Raw genomic sequence first — 18,548 nt, 5'->3', positions numbered from 1 at the left:
CTGGGCTCAGTCGCGGCTCCGCGACGCCTCCGCCTGCGTGATGAGCCGCTCGGTGAGCTGCGTGAGGACCTCGGTGTCGGGGAGTGAGAGGCCGGCGATGCTGCTGAGGTAGAGGCCGTCGCCGACGAGGCGGATCGTTTCGGCGAGAACGGGGTCGCCGACCTCCTCGTGCAGGAGCCGGGACCACTCGTCGAAGAGCTGGCGCACGAGGCGCTCGGACTCCTCGGACATGTCCTCCTTGCTGCGCAGGGCCGCGATGATCGACCAGTAGAGCTCGGCCTCCTCGCGCGATTCGGGGATCGATGTGCGCAGGAAGGTGCGGACGACGCCCTCCTCGCTCTCGGTGGCTTCGTGGAACTCGTCCTGGGCGCGGTCGGCCAGGCGCTTGACCAGGCCGGTCATCAGGGCGGCCTTGGACGGGAAGTGGTAGAGCAGCCCGCCCTTGGAGACGCCCGCGGCGGCGGCCACGGCCTCCAGGGTCACGGCGGAGTTGCCCTCCTCGATCAGGATGTCCTGCAACGCGTCGAGGATGCGGTCACGGGTGGGAGATGTCTTCACGATTGACACTATACCGGCCGGACGGTACTGTACCGTCTGGACGGTTCAGGATAGGGAACCCCTATCGACCGAACATCGGTTCACCGGACGCCTTCCGCGTCATCCGCCATCGCCGTCCACCCATCCCCGCCCGTCGAAAACCGAGGGCGGCCCACCCACCGACCCGAACGAGAGTGACAATGAGTTCCGCCGAAGCCAGGCTCACCACGCCCGGAAGCGGAGGCGCCCCCACGGCAGGACCCCGTGAATGGGCCGCCCTCGCCGTACTGACACTCCCGGTGCTGCTGATCTCCGTCGACATGACGGTGCTCGGCTTCGCCGTTCCTTACCTCAGCGAAGACCTCTCCCCCAGCGCCGGCCAGCTGCTGTGGATCGTCGACATCTACGGCTTCGTTCTCGCCGGGCTGCTCGTCACGATGGGGTCGCTGGGCGACCGCATCGGCCGCCGCAAGCTGCTGCTGATCGGTTCGGCCGGGTTCGGCGTGGCGTCGCTGCTGGCGGCTTTCGCTCCCACACCGGAGATTCTGATCGCCGCCCGCGCGCTCCTCGGGCTGGCGGGCGCGACCCTGATGCCCTCGACGATGTCGCTGCTGCGCAACATCTTCCTCAACCCGCGCCAGCGTCTGCTCGCGGTCGCGATCTGGGCGTCCGGGTTCTCGGCGGGAGCGGCGCTCGGCCCGGTCATCGGTGGCTGGCTGCTGGAGCACTACTGGTGGGGCTCGGTCTTCCTGATCAACCTCCCCGTGATGGCGCTGACCCTCGTCGGCGTCCCGCTGCTGGTGCGCGAGTCGCGCAACCCCACGCCCGGGCGGCTGGACTGGGCCAGTGTCGCGCTGTCGATGGGAGCCATGCTGCCCTCCGTCTACGGCGTCAAGAGCCTGGCCGAGCACGGTTTCTCGGTCACCTCGGTGGCCGCGATCGCGGTAGGCGCAGCGCTGGGCGTCGCCTTCGTCCAGCGCCAGCTGCGGCTGGCAGACCCGATGATCGACGTGCGCCTGTTCGCCGTTCGGAAGTTCAGTGTGGGCGTGGCCACGAACCTCATGCTCGTGTTCGCCATGGTGTCCTCGCTGTTCTTCCTCACCCAGTACCTGCAGCTGGTGCTGGGCATCAGCCCGATGAAGGCCGGACTGCTGCTGCTTCCGGGGCTGGTGCTGTCCGTGGTCATGAGCTTCGTGGCCGTGGCGGCGGCGCGTCAGCTGAGCCTGCGCGCGGTCATCGCGATCGCGCTGGCGTTCGTCGCCACGGGGTACCTGGCGCTGACGCAGGCGCCCACACACAGCGGGGTGCTCCTGGTGGTCGTCGCGTTCGCGCTGATCTGCGTGGGCGCGGGGCTGGCCGAGACGCTGACCAACGACGCGATCCTCACCGCGGCCCCGCCCGAGCGCGCGGGCGCGGCGTCGGCGATCTCCGAAACCGCCTATGAGCTGGGCGGTGCGCTCGGTGTGGCGCTCCTCGGCAGCGTGCTGACGGCGGTGTACCGACTTCAGCTCGGCGACGTCGCCGGTGTCCCCGCCGATTCGATGAACGCCGCCCAGGACACCCTCGGCGGGGCCGTGAATGTCGCGGCGGACCTCCCGTCGGACACGGCTTCGGCCCTGCTGGACGCGGCACGGACGGCGTTCACCGACGGGATGCATCTGACCAGCGCGATCGCCGCACTGCTGGTCGTCGCGACCGCGGCGATGGCGTGGAGGCTGCTGCGCAGGCCCACTCCGGCGGCAGGGGAAACCCCGCAGCGTGGACCGAAGGACGCAGAGCACCACGACGTGCGCTGCTGAAAAACGTGAGAGATCGGCGCAAGATCACAGCGAACCGAGCCAGCCGGAGCCGAACCCAGGGGTAGTCCGGCCCCGGCGGCACAGCGGCCTGAATGAGAGGCCAGTCACACATTCTGCTGTCTCACACCGGACCCGCGCCAGAGCTTCTGGGAGATCCAGAGCAAATTCGGCCGCTGGTGGCCACATGCCGCCAGCGGCCGTCGTCGTTCCCGACGGGGCCGTCCCAGACCGGCGCGCCGGCGCTGTAATCCCAGGTCGAGCTGGGTGACTGGAGCGATGCGCAGCGCCGCCGGAATGGTGGCGAAGTGAGCGAAGAGAAAAGAGGTGAACAGCGCCTCACCGCGGCAGCCACAAGAGGCGGGCCGAGGGGCCTCGCCAGTCAGGCGGGATGACGGCGAGGGCGTCGGCCATGGCCGCGCCACGCAAGCTTCCGGGCCGGTCGTGTCCGACAACGTGAGCAACCGCTCCCCTCTCGACCCGCACCGCCGCCAACCGGGTGTCCCGGTAGTGCGGGCGGATTCTTCCCTCGATCGGAAGGCAGCTGGGAAGCGCGGAATCGGAGCAGGGGTCCGGGCGGTCCGCCATGGCGGCGAGGAGCGGCACCAGCAGGGTCGCGGCCGCCACCAGTGCGGCGTTGGGGTTACCAGGCAGCCCCACGACCACCGGCCCGGGGCTTGACGGATCGCCCAGGTGCGCGAGCAACTGCGGATGGCCGGGCCGACAGGCGACACCATCCACGACGGGGGTCGCGCCCAGCGTCGCTAGGGCGTCGCGCAGGTGGTCGGCGGGGCCCTTCGACGAGGCCCCGCACACGGCGATGACGTCGGCCCCAGAGTCGGCGGAGGCGCGCAGAGCGGACATCATCTCGGCGAACGTGTCGCGGACTCGGACGACACCGCCCGTCGCACCCCCGCCCCACTCCACCAGGCCGGGCAGCACCGGGCCGATCGCGTCGCGCACCTGGCCCGGCGCCGGAATGCCGATGTCGGTGATCTCGTCCCCGCTGACCAGGACGTCGACCTTCGGGCGGCGGACCGTGAGGGTGTCATGGCCGAGACTCGCGGCCAGCCCGACCACGGCGGGTGTGATGATCGTCCCTTCAGCCGCAACGGCCGCCCCAGCTGGGGTGTCCTCGCCCACGCGCCGCACGTGCCGCCCGGGGTCGATCTCACCCCGGACCCAGGTGACCGACCCGGCGTCCGTGGCCGACCCCACACGACCCTCATCGGCACGGGCGTCATCAGCGGAACCGACGACCTCTTCCGTCAGCGCGGCCTCATACGGCACGACGGCCTCGGTCCCGCCGGGCACCGGCGCCCCGGTCGCGATCTCCACGGCCTCCCCTGGCTGCAGGTCGCCCAGACGCTCGGTGGCCCCGGCCAACACACGACCGCGCACCACCCACGGCCCACGCCCGGCGACGGCGTAGCCGTCCATCGCGGCGGTGTCATATGCGGGGACACCGACCAACGCGACCAGGTCAGCGGCCAGCGTCGCCCCGAGCGTGTCCCTCAACGCCACGTGGCGCACCACAGCGGGACAGCGCACACCGAGGTCCCATGCGGTCTGTCTCGCCGTCTCCCACGGCACCATCGCCTCGCCCGCCATGGCGCCTCTCCACTTCCCGCTGACCTCGATTCCCACGTGTCCCTGTATATCCCCGACACACGTCCCGACCGGCACCGGCACCACGACCACCCCCGATCCGCCGATGCCGTGCCCGGCCCACGCGACCGCCGATTTGCCGAATGCCGACTTTCCGCTAAAGTTCTTACTGCGCCACGGCGAAGGGGCCAACACAGACGGCCCCGGACCCGAGAAGCGCGCGGACGTGGCTCAGCTGGTAGAGCATCACCTTGCCAAGGTGAGGGTCGCGGGTTCGAATCCCGTCGTCCGCTCGGAGACACCAGGGGGATCTCGCTTCCCTACTCGGAGTCCGGTGGAGTGGCCGAGAGGCGAGGCAGCGGCCTGCAAAGCCGTCTACACGGGTTCAAATCCCGTCTCCACCTCCAACATCGCAGCGGGGCGGTTAGCTCAGTTGGTTAGAGCGCTACCTTGACACGGTAGAGGTCACAGGTTCGAATCCTGTATCGCCCACCATAGAGCCCAGGTCAGGTCTTCGGTCCTGACCTGGGCTTATTTGCCTTCACGCCGTTCCGCTCCCGATCGCGAGCAAACCGCTCAGAAGTGAACCGTGAGGCACACGAGCCAGGCATCGTCATCGAGTTTGTCGATGTACTCCCCCGCACGCCGGAAGTATTCGTCGGCCTTGCCCGGGCCGCCGTCTCCATCGATCCACTCGCCATCGTGGGTGACCAGGTCGGCTCCGGTAACAGCTCGCGCCCGTTCCACCTCGACGTACTCGTCGAACTCGGCTCGGATGACGTGGAGGGGCTCCTCTTTCCGCGGTGTCCAGAAACCAGGACCGCCCCTGCGCTCAGCGACGAAGCGGGGCCACCGTAGCCAGGCCTCCTCCCCGGCGGTCCGGCGCACACGTTCCAGATCCAACAGCCGCTTGGGGCCACCGTCGCAAGCCACATACCCTGCCAAAGGGCTGTCCTTGGGAAAACACAGCGAGTTGACCAGGTCCGGGTCATCAACCACCGAACTCAGATAGCGGCCGCTCCAGCGCCCGCCAATACGCCAGCCGTCGCACCGATGCGTAGGCGAACACTCGTCATCCGCCGGTTCTACATACCAGGGTTCGTGGGTGAAGGGGTGCATGATCCTCTCGAGTTGCCGTTCGAGGTCCAGGCTCAGCTCCCGATTAAGGGCGACGACCACTGGCTTGTACACAAATTCCCCTCAAGACTCTGCGATCACTTATGCGCACCGAACGTAGCGGCCGACAACGACATTCGGGCACGGGCCGTTGGCCGCGGGGCGCGTGGCCTGCGTGTGGCCGAAGCGTAAACGCCCGCAGATACGGAGAAGCCGCGCCTACGCCGCCTGCCGCTTGGAACCCGGCACTGCTACGCTGCCGGACTGCGGTTACCCGGATTGTCGAGGATTGACACAGAAAGGCTCAACACCGTATGGATTTGCGGAGATTCTCCCTGTATGGCGCGAGCGCGCTGGTGGTGCTCACCGCAGCGGTGGCGTGCGGCGGTTCCGGTTCGTCCGGCTCCTGGGAAAGGGTCAAGTGCACCAACAGTAATTGCACCGTGACCTTGAAGGGCACCGGAAGCCAGGGTGACCTGGCGGACATCGACAACGTCGAGTACGACTACCGAATCGTCCTGAACAAGGACAAGAAGAACAAGAGCGCCGATATCAGAGTCGGACGGGAAAGGTACGGGAGAGAAGACGCCGAGGACGAGGCCACGGTGAAGCTGGGGAAGTCCGTCACGTTGCAGGGATACAGGGTTAAATACGTTTCCAACTCCAAGAAGGTCGCCAAGTTCGAGTTCAAAGGCCCGAAGTAAGCGCCGCTGACCGCACCGACGCAATGCGCGCGCAACAGAAACACACGGCATATGTCGAAAGGGGGCCTCGCGGGCCCCTTTTTCGTGCTTCCGTCCGGGTGAGTTCAGTCGACGAGAGACTCGGCGAGCCAGACATCCAGCGGGCGGGCGGTGGCCTCGGCGTGCTCTTCCATCAGGGGCGAGGTGGTCGCCGGGTGGCCCGGTCGGTGTGGGCCAGGCGGGGCATTGGGTAGCGGGTCAGGATGCGGTGGACGGTGGAGGCGTGCATGCCCAGGTGTCCGGCGATGCGGGCCGGGCCCCACCGGCGGGTGGCGCGGAGTTTGATGACGCGGCGTTCGCGGCGGGTGGGGGTGCGTCGGGGCGAGTGGTGCGGGCGGCTGGAGGCGTCGGCCATCCCGGCCGGTCCGTGTTGGCGGTAGCGGGCGGCCCAGCGTTGGGCGGTGGTGGGGCTGACCTGGAAGCGCTCGGCGGCCCGGCGCAGGGGCCAGTGGGCATCGACGATGCAGCGGGCCAGCGCGAGGCGGCCGGCGGGTGCGAGTTTGGCGTTGGTGTGGGTAGCGTGAGGCATTGAGGGCCTTGCGGTGCTCGGGGCGGACGTCAGACATCCACACCGATACCGAAGGCCCTCCTTTTATGTCCAACTTGTCCCGGTATGTCACCAACCTCAGTGGTCAGTACACCTAGGCCGCGAGTGTGGTCGCGACCCGGGCCCGGACTGGTCTGCTTAGGACTTCGTCACCGCGTACTGGGTGAGAATGGGGCCGGTGGCGAAGGGACGGGTCTCGATCAGGTCCAGGGACACCGTCGTACCGTCGGCGAACAATCGCTGTCCGGACGGCACCACCACCGGATAGGTGATCAGGGTGAACTGGTCGACCAGGGCGGCTGAAAGCAGGCCGTTCACCAGCTCGCCGCTGCCGTTGACCAGGATGTCGCCGTCGACCTCCTCCTTCAGTCTGGCGATCCGTTCGGTGAAGTCCGATCCGAGTACCGTGGTGTTCTCCCAGGGTGCGTCACCGTTGGACGAGACCACGTACTTCGGCATCGTGTTGATCCTGTCCGCGAAGCCGGTCTCGTCCGTGCGGCCCGGCCATGCGGCCGCGAAGCCGTTGTAGGTCGTTCGGCCGAGCAGCAGCGCGTCGCTGGCCTGTAGTTCGGCCAGCTTGAAGTCCGCGATGTCGCTGCCGAAGTAGTCCAGCGACCACTTTTCCGGCGACTCGATCACGCCGTTGAGGGTCATGAACTCCGACACCACCAGCTTGCCCATGGCGATCCCCTCTCGCTTGGATTGGTTTCGGTGATGTGAGGGACGCTATATGGGGCCATGGTGATAAGTCCAGAATCTCTTTATTCTCACTATGAGAAGCTTTCCTTATGGAACTCCGCCAGCTCGACTACTTCATCGCGGTTGCAGAGGAACGCCACTTCACCCGCGCCGCCGAGCGGGTCCTGGTGGCCCAGCCCGCGATCAGCCAGCAGATTCGGCGCCTGGAGGCCGAGCTGGGCGAGCCACTGTTCCGTAGAGACCGCCGCTCGGTCTCGCTGACCGCAGCGGGCGAGGCGCTGCTGCCGCACGCGCGGGCCATACTCGGGGAGGCCACCAACGCCAAGGAATCGATCAGCGCACTCTCCGGCCTGCTCACCGGCAGTCTCGCGGTCGGCCTGGTCCAGCCGTTGCCCGACCAGCGGGTGCTGGAGTTGCTCGGCGCTTTCCACCGCCGACACCCGCAGATCCGGCTCAGCCTGCGCGAAGACGAGACCGACGCCCTGCTGAACGCGCTGGCCACGGGCATGCTGGACATCGCCGTCATCGGTCAGGGCCCGGCGGATCCGCCCCTGCCCGACGAGATGCGCCCGCACGTCATCGCCCGCGAAGGCGTCGGCGTCGCCCTGCATCCCGACCACCCGCTCGCGCGCAGGGAGTCGCTCTCCCTGTCGGGGATTCGCGACGAGCCCATCGTCACCGCCCCTCGCGGTAGCAAGCTACGCACCAACCTCGAACGCGCCTGCCGGGACGCCGGGTTCACCCCGAACGTCGTGGCCGAAACCCGTGACCTCAGCCTGATCCGCCAGCTCGTACTGCAGCGGATCGGGGTCGCGGTACTTCCCGTGTCCGCCTTCGCCGGGCCACCTCGAACCGCGCAGGTCCCGCTGACCAAGCCGAGTCTGGAACGCCGCATCGTCCTCGCCACCCGCCCGCAGCACGGAAGCCCCGCTGGTCGGGCCTTCCTCACCATGGCCCGACGGCAACTGCCGCAGCCTGAACCCACCACTCCGCCACCGGAAGGCGGCGCATCGGCCTAAACGCAGTCCGGGACGGTCTCGACGCCGGGATCAGAAATGGACGCTGAGGTAGACGAACCAACGTCGCCGACCCGGTCGACGTACCGATATTCGTAGGCGTTTCGGCCCATGAGCCGTTCTATTTTCCGGTCGAGGCCCGTTCCTAGCGTTCGATAGAAAGCGACGACAGCTGTGTAAGACATAGCTTTCTATTAGAACCCTCTGGTCATATATACGCACCGAACGTAGCGACCTACGACGAAAATTGAGCGGAAGCCGCTGGATTCGTCAGGCAAGGTCCTCCATATGGCGGGGCCGTCCCGTTCACGTTCCTTGCGCGCCTGCTACGCTGCCGGACCGCGAATACCAAGATCGTCGGTGGCCGACTCAGAAAGGCAATAACGCATGGACGTGCGGAGCTTCTCCTTGTACGGCATGAGCGCGCTGGTGGTACTCGCCGCGTCGGGGTCGTGCGAGTCCACCTCCTACTCCGGGACCAGCAGCACGTCGTGCCGGGACGGGAACTGCACCGTCACCATCAAGGGCACTGGCGGTTCTGGTGATCTGGCCGACATCGGCGTCACCGAGTACGAGTATCGAATCGTCCTAAACAAGGACAAAAGCGCCAAAGTTATGGTGGAGCGGGAAACCTCCGGGGCGGTGGACGACAGGGAGGAGACCTCGGTGAAGCTGGGGGAATCCGCCACGTTGCACCGTTACACGGTCGAATACGTCTCCAACACCGACGAAGGCGCCAAGTTCGAGTTCACCCAGTAACCCCCGCCGATCCTGTCGACGCGGCGTACGCGCGTACAGATGCACTCAGAATCCCTGATGAGGGGCCCTCGCGGGCCCCACTTCTCATGGGTCCACCCGGGTGAGTTCACCGCACTCGCGACTCGGTAAGCCAGGCGTCGAGCGCGCGGGCGGTGGCCTCGGCGTGTTCTTCCATCATGGTGAGGTGGTTGCCGGGGACGTCGAGCACGGTGTGCGGGAGGTGCCAGGCGAAGCGCCAGTTGGGGCCGCCCAAGGGTTCGCCCGAGGGGCCGGTGACCGGGCCCTCAGGGCGGACGAGGAGGGTCGGGGTCGTGATGGGCTCGGGCTTCCAGTCGGCGAACATGCGCAGGTAGCCGCCCATGGCGGTGACACGGGCCGTGTCCATCAGCCCGAGTTGTTGTTCGCGGTGGAGTACCGCGGTTTCGATGACGGGGAGGGTCGCCGAAGCATCCGGGAGTGGGGTGTCGATCAGAACGACGGAGTGTGGGAAGACGCCCCGCGCTTCCAGACGGGCGGCGACGGCGTGGGCGATCCAGCCGCCCGATGACCTGCCGACCAAGCAGAACGGCGGCTGCCCGGATTCACCGATGCAGCTCAGGACGGCGCGCACTTGGGACTCGATCGCGACGTCGGCGTCCTCCGGCAGGCGTTCGCCAGGCCGGAATCCGGGCTCGGGGAGGACGGTGACGTCGCGCGCCCCACGCAGAGGGGCGGCGAAGCGCGCGTACTCCTGGCTGCCGGAGATCATCACCAGCGAGGCGAAGCACATCAGCGCTGGTTGGGCATCACCCTGTGCCAGGCGTACCGGGGCGGGCACGCCGTCCGGGTCGCCGTCGTGGCCGAAGGTGGGCCGGACCTGGGCGGCGGCCTCGACCATCCGGATGCCGTCGTCGATGCGGCCCAGTTGGCAGGTCTGGCGGAACAGGGTCACGAGGCTGTCAGGGAGGACGGCGTCCGCAGGTTCGTCCTGTTGCGACGCCATCGAAGCGTCCTCTGCGCTGGGGCCGTTGCGGGTCAGTTCTCCGGCCAGGTGGCGGCCCAGGTCCTGGGGCGTCGGGTAGGTGAAGATCAGTGCTGGGGGCAGGCGGAGACCGGAGGCGTCATTGAGCTGGTTGCGGAGTTCGACGGCGGTGAGGGAGTCGAACCCCGCCTCCAGGAATTCGCGCTCGGGGTCGATCTTGTCGGCGTCGGCGTGGCCGAGGACGTCGGCGGCCCGCGCCCGTACCAGATTGGTAAGGATCTGTTCGGCGGCGTCCGCGGACAGGTCGGCGACCTGCTCGCGCAACGCTCCCTCGCCGGTTCCCGCCGCCCCCGCAGCCCGACGGCGTGGTGGGCGGACAAGGCCGCGGAACAGCGGAGGCACCTCACCCGCACGAGACGCACGTCCGCGCACACCGGGGAGGTCCAGGGGCAGCGGCACCATGTGCGGCACGCCGGAGCGCAGAGCGGTGTCCACGTGCGCCAGGCCCTGCTCGGTGTCCAGGGGCGCGGCCATGCCCATGCGGGTCATCCGGTTCAGGTCGGTCGCGTCGAGGTGTCCGGTCATGCCGGTGCGCTGACCCCACAGCCCCCACGACAGCGAGGTCGCGGGTAGGCCGGCCGCACGACGGTGGTGGGCGAGGGCGTCCAGGAAGGTGTTGGCCGCAGCGTAGTTGGCCTGGCCGGGCGCACCCAGGAGTCCGGCAGCGGATGAGAACATCACGAAGGCCGAGAGGTCGTGGCCCCCGGTGAGTTTGTGCAGGTTCCATGCGGCGTCGATCTTGGGGCGGATCACCCGGTCGATGCGCTCAGGTGTGAGCGAGGTGAGCACGCCGTCGTCGAGGACGCCGGCGATGTGCACGACCGCGGACAGCGGGTGCTCTGCAGGGATGCCATCCAGCGCGCGTTCGACCGACGGGAGGTCGGCGGCATCGCAGGCCGCGAACGAGACCTCGGCGCCCAGTTCTGTCAGGTCTGCGGCGAGTTCGGCGGCTGCCGCGCTCCTGCCCCCACTGCGGCCGAGCAGGAGCAGGTGCCGAACGCCGTAGGAGGTGACCAGGTGCCGGGCAACCTCCCCACCGAGCGTTCCCGTGGCGCCCGTGATCAGAACGGTCCCATCGGCGGGTAGCGCGGGCAGCGAGGTGCCCCTGGGCTCCGGGGGGCGGGCCAGGCGGGGGGCCAGCATGTGACCGTCGCGAATGGCGATCCCCGGTTCTCCGCTGGCGACGGCGTCCGGAAGAAGGGGCAGCGCGGCGTCGACGTCGTCGACATCGATGGCGACCAGCCGACCAGGATGCTCGGTCTGGGCGGTGCGGAGCATCCCCCACAGCGGTGCGTGGGCGAGGTCGGTGATGTCGTCGTCGGCGTGGGCCGCCACCGCGCCGCTGGTGACGACTACCAGCTGCGTACTTTCCAGGCGATCGTCGTCCAGCCAGTCGTGGAGCAGGTCGAGCATCGCGTGCAGGGCGGTGCGCGCTTCGTCGGCGACGTGATGCGGGCCGTCCGGGTCAGGGAGGCAGGGTAAGACCACTGCCTGGGGGACGGGGGCTCCCGCGCTGATCGACGCACGCAGGGATGCGAGGTCCGGGTGGGTGGTGACGGTGAGGTCTACTGATCCGAGGGTCCCGTTGGAGTCGAGGAGGGCCCACCTGTCGGTTTCGCGCGTGGCTGGGGAGTCCGGCAATGGCGCCCAGTCGAGGATGAAGAGGTCGTCGGTGGTGGCGGCACGGCTGGGGTTCATCGGCCGTAGCGTCAGCGCGCCGATCGTCACGACGGGTGCGCCCGCAGGGTCAGTCGCGGTGAGGGAGAAGGTGCTCGGGCCGGTGCGCGACAGCCGCACCCTCAGGTCGGTGGCGCCGTCGGCGTGCAGGGTGACACCGGACCAGGAGAACGGGAGCGCGATCTCCTCATCTGGGATGGCGCCGTCGCCGATGGCGATGCCGTGCTGTGCGGCGTCCAGGAGGGCGGGGTGCAGGCCGAAGGGGATCGCCTCGGAGTGGCGGTCGGTGGGGAGGCACACCTCGGCCAGGATTTCGTCGCCGACGCGCCAGACCGCCTGCAGACCCTGGAATGCCGGGCCGTACTCGTAGCCGAGACCCGCGAGCCGCTCGTAGGTTCCATCAATGTCGATGGACTCGGCGTTCGGCGGCGGCCAGGCGCTGGGGGCGGATGCCCCGGGTGTGGTGTGCCGGGTCAGCGTCCCTTCCGCGTGCAGGGTCCACGAGGAGGTGCCGGTGTCGCCGGATGCCCGCGCGGGGCGGGAGTGGACCGTGACGGGTCGGCGATCGTCATCGTCAGCGGGACCGACGGTGACCTGAACAGCGGTGGCCCCGTCCGCGGGAATGGACAGAGGGGCGTGCAGGGTGAGTTCGTCGAGGTGCGGTGCGCCGGTGTGGTCGCCCGCGTGGAGCGCGAGGCCGACGATCGCGGTGCCCGGCAGCAGGGCGGTACCGCCCACGGCGTGGTCGGCGAGCCAGGGGTGACTGCGAAGGGAGATGCGGCCGGTGAAGAGGGTCCCGTCGGTCCCGGGGAGCGGAATCACTGCTTTCAAGAAGGGGTGATCGGCGGGTGTGGCTCCGTTGACCGTGTGCCCCACACGCGTCTCTTCGCTGTCGAGCCAGTAGTGGCGGTGCTGGAAGGCGTAGGTCGGCAGCTCCGTCCGCCGCGCCCCCGGGAACAGCGGGGCCCAGTCGACATCCACACCCGACGCATGTACCTCGGCCAACGCCCGCACCCACCGCTCGGGCTCCGCTTGCCCGGGCCGCATCGAGGGAATCAGGCTGACCCGGCCGTTCTCTCCGCCGTCTCTTTCGCGGTGCGCCTCGGAGCATTCGGCCGCCATGGCCGTGAGTGATCCGTCGGGTCCGAGTTCGATGAAAGTGGACACGCCCTGCTCCAGCAGCCACCCCACACCGTCACCGAACCGCACCGCATCCCGCGCCTGACGCACCCAATACCCCGCATCACCCACCTCCCCCGCACCCAACAACCGCCCCGACACCCCCGACACCACACCCACCTCAAGGTCGCCCCACGACACAGCCCCCGCGGCTTCAGCCAGTTCTGCAAGCACCCCGTCCACGCACGGCGAATGGAAGCCGCACCCCACGCGCAGCCGGCGCACCCGTTTCCCCCGACCGCGCCACTCCCCCTCGACCTGGGCCACGCCGCGCTCGTCCCCGGACACCACCACTGACGACGGGCCGTTCACCGCCGCCACCACGACCCCATCCGGCAACGACCCCGCCACCTGCTCCTCTGGGGCGCCGACCGCCACCATCGCCCCGTGCCCGACACGGCCCATCAACCGGCCCCGCGCCGCCACCAGCGCGCACGCATCCGACAGCGGCACCCCACCCGCCGCATGGACCGCCGCCAACTCCCCCACCGAATGCCCGAGCAGGAGGTCGGGCCGTACCCCGAACGACTCCAACAACCGGAACAGAGCCGTCTCCACCGCGAACAGCGCCGGCTGCGTGTACTCGGTCAGGTCCAGCAGCTCCGCATCCGCCGACCCCGCATCCGCGAACACCACCTCATGCAGTGGCCGCTCCAACAGCCCCCCGAACCCCGCACACACCTCATCGAACGCCTCCGCGAACACCGGCCACGCCCGATACAACCCCCGCCCCATCCCCACACGCTGGGCCCCCTGACCGGAGAAGAGCACAGCGAGTCGGCCGGGCCGGTGGTTGCCGTCTCCGCGGATCACCGTGGTGTCGTCTGCGCCGCGGGCCAACGCGTCGAGGCCGCGGAGGAAGTCCTGACGTTCCGCACCCACCACGACGCCGCGGTGTTCCATGCGCGCCCGACCTGTTGCCAGCGACCACCCGACATCCGCCATGTCCGCGTTCTGGGGAACGAAGTCGCGCAACCGCTCGGCCTGCTTGCCGAGGGCTTCGGGAGTGCGGGCGGACAGCACCCAGGGCAGGACCGGGTGGCTCGGCCATTCCGCCTGGCGGGAGGTGGGGATCCGTGTGATGGCGGGTTCCTCAGGTGCCTCCTCCAGGATCACGTGGGCGTTGGTGCCGCTCATGCCGAAGGAGGAGACCCCGGCGCGGCGCGGGCGTCCTTCTCGATGCCACTCGCGGGCCTCGGTCAGCAACCGGACCGCTCCGGACGACCAGTCCACCTCCGGGGTCGGCGCATCCACGTGCAGCGTCGGCGGCAACACCCCCTGACGCAATGCCATGAGCGTCTTGATGACACCACCGACACCCGCTGCTGCCACCGCATGACCGATATTCGACTTCAACGACCCCAACCAGAGCGGGCCGTCGGCAGAGTGCTCCCGGCCGTAAGTCGCCAGCAACGCATTGGCCTCGATCGGATCACCCAACCGCGTGCCAGTGCCATGCGCCTCAACCGCATCGACGTCCCCGGCCGACAACCCCGCATCGGCCAGCGCACGCCCGATCACACGCTGCTGGGAGGTGCCGTTGGGAACGGTCAGGCCGCTGCTGATGCCGTCGTGGTTGATGGCGGTACCGCGCACGACGCCCAGGATCCGACGCCCATTGGCCCGAGCATCGGACAGCCGCTCCAGCAGCAGAACGCCCGCACCCTCCGCCCACCCCGTGCCATCCGCAGCGGCCGCGAACGCCTTGCACCGCCCATCACGCGCCAACCCCCGCTGACGGCTGAAGGCGGTGAACGCACCGGGACCAGCCATGACGGTGGCGCCCCCGGCCAGCGCCAGCGAGCACTCCCCCGCACGCAGCGACCGCACCGCCAAATGCAGCGCCACCAGCGACGACGAGCACGCCGTGTCCACAGTCATGGCGGGGCCTTCAAAGCCGAAGATGTAGGAGACGCGTCCGGCAGCGACGCTCGCCGCGTTGCCCGTCAGCAGGTGGGCGTCCACACCGTCAGCGGCTTCGTGCAGCCGGGGGCCATAGTCCTGGGCGACGACGCCCACGAACACCCCCGTCCCCGCCCCCCGCAACGACAGCGGGTCGATCCCGCCGCTCTCCACCGCCTCCCACGACGTCTCCAACAGCAACCGCTGCTGCGGATCCATCGCCACCGCCTCACGCGGACTGATTCCAAAGAACCCCGCGTCGAAGCCTCCGGCGTTCTCAACGAAGCCGCCCTCACGTACGTATGAGGTCCCAGCCGAATCCGGGTCCTGGCTAAAGAGTCCTTCCAGGTCCCAGCCACGATCGGCCGGAAAGTCCCCGACCGCGTCCACACCCCCCGACACCACACCCCACAGGCCCTCCGCCGAGGTCACACCACCCGGGAAACGACACCCCACACCCACCACCGCCACCGGCTCCCCCGCCTTGTACAGCAGACGACGGTTCTGCTCGCGGACCCGCCGCAGATCGGTGGTGACCTGCTTCAGCACGTCGCGGAGCTTGTCCTCGTTCGTCATCGCTGACCCACTTCTCCCCTCAGGCGTCACGGTGCTCCGGCGTTCCTACGGCTGACGGTCAGGAAATCCCGAACTCCTTGTCGATGTAGGCGAGGAGTTCCTCATCGGAGGCGTCACGCAGATCGTCATCCGCAGAGGCGGCCGCACGGTGATCGGCGAGATCGCCGTCGCCGAGCCGGTCCAGCAGCGCCCGCAGGCGGGTGATGGCGGTGGTGCGGACAGTGTCGGGCAGGGCATCGGTGACCATCGCGGCTTCGATGCGCTCGACCTCGCCCAGGACGGATCCGGCTGCGTTGTCGAAGAACCGGTCAGCGAGGTGGCGAGCGAGGCCGGCCGGGGTCGGGTGGTCGAAGGCGACCGTCGTGGGCAGGTCCAGCCCGGTGACCGCCCGCAGGCGGTCGCGGAGTCGGACCGCGCTGAGGGAGTCGCCGCCCGCGTCGAGAAACCCCCGGTCGTCATCGATCTCGGCGGGATCGGTGTGGCCGAGGACCGCAGCTGTGGCCGCGCGAACGGTATCGAGCAGCTGCCGTTCGCGTTCGGCGGGGTCGAGAGCGGCGAAGTCGGGGGTCTTGGGCACCGGTGCCGGTGCGCCGTCGGTGGCCCGGTTCGCCGTGGTTCCGGTGGCGTCGAGCCAGTAGTGGCGGTGCTGGAAGGCGTAGGTCGGCAGCTCCGTCCACCGCGCCCCCGGGAACAGCAGGGCCCAGTCGACATCCACACCCGAGGCGTGCACCTCGGCCAGCGCCCGCACCCACTGTTCGGTTTCGGGGCGGTCCGCACTCATGAGCGGGATCATCGCGGGGGTGTTCGGCCCGTTGTGCAACGCGAGGGTCTCCGCAGCGAGCCCGGACAGTTCACTGCCCGGTCCGAGCTCGATGAAGGTGGTGACCCCTTCACCCAGCAGCCACCTCACACCGTCACCGAACCGCACCGCATCCCGCGCCTGACGCACCCAATACCCCGCATCACCCACCTCCCCCGCACCCAACAACCGCCCCGACACCCCCGACACCACACCCACCTCAAGGTCGCCCCACGACACAGCCCCGCGGCTTCAGCCAGTTCTGCAAGCACCCCGTCCACGCACGGCGAATGGAAGCCGCACCCCACGCGCAGCCGGCGCACCCGTTTCCCCGACCGCGCCACTCCCCCTCGACCTGGGCCACGCCGCGCTCGTCCCGGACACCACCACTGACGACGGGCCGTTCACCGCCGCCACCACGACCCCATCCGGCAACGACCCCGCCACCTGCTCCTCTGGGGCGCCGACCGCCACCATCGCCCCGTGCCCGACACGGCCCATCAACCGGCCCCGCGCCGCCACCAGCGCGCACGCATCCGACAGCGGCACCCCACCCGCCGCATGGACCGCCGCCAACTCCCCCACCGAATGCCCGAGCAGGAGGTCGGGCCGTACCCGAACGACTCCAACAACCGGAACAGAGCCGTCTCCACCGCGAACAGCGCCGGCTGCGTGTACTCGGTCAGGTCCAGCAGCTCCGCATCCGCCGACCCCGCATCCGCGAACACCACCTCATGCAGTGGCCGCTCCAACAGCCCCCGAACCCCGCACACACCTCATCGAACGCCTCCGCGAACACCGGCCACGCCCCATACAGCCCACGTCCCATGCCCACGCGCTGTGCCCCCTGACCGGCGAACAGGTAGGCGGTCATGGTGGTGCCACGAACGGCCCGGCCCTGCACGGACGCGATGCCGGGGGTGCCGACGGCGAGTTCGTCAAGACCGCGCAGCAGGTCCTCGCGCCCCGAGCCGACTACGACCCCTCGGTGCTCCAGGTGCGCACGACCCGTTGCCAGCGACCACCCGACATCCGCCATGTCCGCGTTCTGGGGGACGAAGTCGCGCAACCGCTGAGCTTGGGCGCGCAGGGCGGTCTCGCTGTGGCCGGAGACCGGCCAGGCGAGGGTGCGGGGGGTGGACGTGGGTGGTGACGAGACGGTGAACGTTGTCCGAGTGTCGTCGGCGGGCGGTTCCTCGATGATGGCGTGGGCGTTGGTGCCGCTGATGCCGAAGGAGGAGACCCCGGCGCGGCGCGGGCGTCCTTCTCGATGCCACTCGCGGGCCTCGGTCAGCAACCGGACCGCTCCGGACGACCAGTCCACCTCCGGGGTCGGCGCATCCACGTGCAGCGTCGGCGGCAACACCCCCTGACGCAATGCCATGAGCGTCTTGATGACACCACCGACACCCGCTGCTGCCACCGCATGACCGATATTCGACTTCAACGACCCCAACCAGAGCGGGCCATCGGCAGAGTGCTCCCGGCCGTAGGTGGACAGCAACGCATTGGCCTCGATCGGATCACCCAACCGCGTGCCAGTGCCATGCGCCTCAACCGCATCGATCTCGGCGGCGGCCAGCCGGGCGTCGGCGAGCGCCTCGCGAATGACGCGCTCCTGCGCCGGGCCGCTGGGGGCGGTCAGTCCGTTCGACGCACCGTCCTGGTTGATGGCGCTGCCGCGCACGACGCCCAGGATCCGATGTCCGTTGGCCCGAGCATCGGACAGCCGCTCCAGCAGCAGAACGCCCGCACCCTCCGCCCACCCCGTGCCATCCGCAGCGGCCGCGAACGCCTTGCACCGGCCGTCGCTCGCCAACCCCCGCTGACGGCTGAACTGGATGTACATCCCCGGTGTCGCCATGACGGTGGCGCCCCCGGCCAGCGCCAGCGAGCACTCCCCCGCACGCAGCGACCGCACCGCCAGATGCAATGCCACCAGCGACGACGAGCACGCCGTGTCCACGGTCATGGCGGGCCCTTCCAGGCCGAGGTTGTAGGCGATCCTGCCGGAAGCGACCCCGGACATACCACCGGTGAGGGTCAGGTCGTCCAGGCCGGGTGGGGCATCCGCCACACGGGGGCCGTAGTCCTGGGCGACCACACCGACGAACACCCCCGTCCCCGACCTCCGCAACGACTGCGGATCGATCCCGCCGGACTCGACCGCCTCCCACGACGTCTCCAACAGCAACCGCTGCTGCGGATCCATCGCCACCGCCTCACGCGGACTGATTCCAAAGAACCCCGCGTCGAAGCCTCCGGCGTTCTCAACGAAGCCGCCCTCCCGTACGTACGACGTTCCAGCCGAATCCGGGTCCTGGCTGAAGAGTCCTTCCAGGTCCCAGCCACGATCGGCCGGAAAATCCCCGACCGCGTCCACACCCCCCGACACCACACCCCACAGGCTCTCCGCCGAGGTCACACCACCCGGGAAACGACACCCCACACCCACCACCGCCACCGGCTCCCCGGCCCGGTGCACCAAGCGGCGGTTCTGGTCGCGCAGTCGTTCGTTCTCCTTGAGGGCGGATCGCAGCGCTTCGACCAGCTTCGTGTTGTCCATCTCCATG

The 18,548-nt window shown here is 69.1% G+C and carries 12 protein-coding genes, 3 tRNA genes and 1 pseudogene; 7 read left to right on the top strand and 9 right to left on the bottom strand.

Annotation, left to right across the window (positions count from 1 at the left end; genetic code table 11):
- Nucleotides 1-6 precede the first annotated feature (6 nt).
- On the bottom strand, nt 7-558 hold the full coding sequence (locus tag CDO52_RS10640) for a TetR/AcrR family transcriptional regulator (protein WP_017617267.1): 552 nt from the start codon (nt 556-558) through the stop codon (nt 7-9).
- 179 nt (nt 559-737) lie between these two features.
- On the opposite strand from CDO52_RS10640, the gene CDO52_RS10635 reads away from it, so the two are divergent.
- Nucleotides 738-2,336 (top strand): MFS transporter, encoded by a 1,599-nt coding sequence (locus CDO52_RS10635; protein ID WP_017617268.1) that lies wholly within the window; start codon nt 738-740, stop codon nt 2,334-2,336.
- A gap of 336 nt (nt 2,337-2,672) precedes the next feature.
- On the opposite strand, the gene CDO52_RS10630 is transcribed toward CDO52_RS10635, so the two are convergent.
- Nucleotides 2,673-3,944 carry a molybdopterin molybdotransferase MoeA gene (locus CDO52_RS10630; RefSeq protein WP_017617269.1) on the bottom strand — a complete coding sequence of 424 codons (1,272 nt, stop codon included), beginning with the start codon at nt 3,942-3,944 and terminating at the stop codon, nt 2,673-2,675.
- Between the two features lie 217 nt (nt 3,945-4,161).
- Between CDO52_RS10630 and CDO52_RS10625 the strand changes: the two genes are divergently transcribed.
- The 3 genes from CDO52_RS10625 (at nt 4,162) to CDO52_RS10615 (ending at nt 4,436) form a co-directional block, all read left to right on the top strand.
- A tRNA-Gly gene (locus CDO52_RS10625) sits at nt 4,162-4,234 on the top strand.
- Nucleotides 4,235-4,274: 40 nt separating this feature from the next.
- A tRNA-Cys gene (locus CDO52_RS10620) sits at nt 4,275-4,348 on the top strand.
- A gap of 11 nt (nt 4,349-4,359) precedes the next feature.
- Nucleotides 4,360-4,436 (top strand) — tRNA-Val (locus CDO52_RS10615).
- Nucleotides 4,437-4,517: 81 nt separating this feature from the next.
- On the opposite strand, the gene CDO52_RS27360 is transcribed toward CDO52_RS10615, so the two are convergent.
- Nucleotides 4,518-5,132 (bottom strand): hypothetical protein, encoded by a 615-nt coding sequence (locus CDO52_RS27360; RefSeq protein ID WP_152471504.1) that lies wholly within the window; start codon nt 5,130-5,132, stop codon nt 4,518-4,520.
- 368 nt (nt 5,133-5,500) lie between these two features.
- Here CDO52_RS27360 and CDO52_RS10605 point away from each other — a divergent pair, with 368 nt between their 5' ends.
- Entirely contained in the window at nt 5,501-5,761 is a 261-nt protein-coding gene (locus CDO52_RS10605) for a hypothetical protein (RefSeq protein ID WP_232524436.1), read from the top strand.
- 187 nt (nt 5,762-5,948) lie between these two features.
- Here CDO52_RS10605 and CDO52_RS10600 read toward each other — a convergent pair.
- A pseudogene (locus CDO52_RS10600) lies at nt 5,949-6,329 on the bottom strand (helix-turn-helix domain-containing protein); the annotation flags it as partial.
- A 156-nt stretch (nt 6,330-6,485) separates the two neighbouring features.
- Complete coding sequence (locus tag CDO52_RS10595; RefSeq protein WP_017621909.1) at nt 6,486-7,028, bottom strand: dihydrofolate reductase family protein; 543 nt, start codon at nt 7,026-7,028, stop codon at nt 6,486-6,488.
- Nucleotides 7,029-7,135: 107 nt separating this feature from the next.
- Here CDO52_RS10595 and CDO52_RS10590 point away from each other — a divergent pair, with 107 nt between their 5' ends.
- Together CDO52_RS10590 and CDO52_RS10585 are read left to right on the top strand one after the other, a co-directional pair.
- On the top strand, nt 7,136-8,065 hold the full coding sequence (locus CDO52_RS10590; RefSeq protein WP_017621908.1) for a LysR family transcriptional regulator: 930 nt from the start codon (nt 7,136-7,138) through the stop codon (nt 8,063-8,065).
- A 384-nt stretch (nt 8,066-8,449) separates the two neighbouring features.
- Nucleotides 8,450-8,821 carry a hypothetical protein gene (locus CDO52_RS10585; protein ID WP_017621907.1) on the top strand — a complete coding sequence of 124 codons (372 nt, stop codon included), beginning with the start codon at nt 8,450-8,452 and terminating at the stop codon, nt 8,819-8,821.
- Between the two features lie 106 nt (nt 8,822-8,927).
- On the opposite strand, the gene CDO52_RS10580 is transcribed toward CDO52_RS10585, so the two are convergent.
- From CDO52_RS10580 to CDO52_RS28105, 4 genes are all read right to left on the bottom strand, one after another.
- Nucleotides 8,928-15,176, bottom strand: a complete 6,249-nt coding sequence (locus tag CDO52_RS10580) for a type I polyketide synthase (RefSeq protein ID WP_094932352.1) — start codon at nt 15,174-15,176, stop codon at nt 8,928-8,930.
- Between the two features lie 58 nt (nt 15,177-15,234).
- Nucleotides 15,235-16,086 carry an acyl carrier protein gene (locus CDO52_RS28115; protein WP_198345844.1) on the bottom strand — a complete coding sequence of 284 codons (852 nt, stop codon included), beginning with the start codon at nt 16,084-16,086 and terminating at the stop codon, nt 15,235-15,237.
- Nucleotides 16,087-16,227: 141 nt separating this feature from the next.
- Nucleotides 16,228-16,560, bottom strand: coding sequence for an acyltransferase domain-containing protein (locus CDO52_RS29430; protein ID WP_394340783.1), 333 nt, complete (start codon nt 16,558-16,560; stop codon nt 16,228-16,230).
- A gap of 97 nt (nt 16,561-16,657) precedes the next feature.
- Nucleotides 16,658-18,547 (bottom strand): type I polyketide synthase, encoded by a 1,890-nt coding sequence (locus CDO52_RS28105; RefSeq protein WP_094932349.1) that lies wholly within the window; start codon nt 18,545-18,547, stop codon nt 16,658-16,660.
- Between the last annotated feature and the right edge of the window lies 1 nt (nt 18,548).

The sequence above is a fragment of the Nocardiopsis gilva YIM 90087 genome, from assembly GCF_002263495.1.
GTDB classification, from domain to species: domain Bacteria; phylum Actinomycetota; class Actinomycetes; order Streptosporangiales; family Streptosporangiaceae; genus Nocardiopsis_C; species Nocardiopsis_C gilva.
This window is presented reverse-complemented; position numbering and strand designations above follow the sequence as displayed.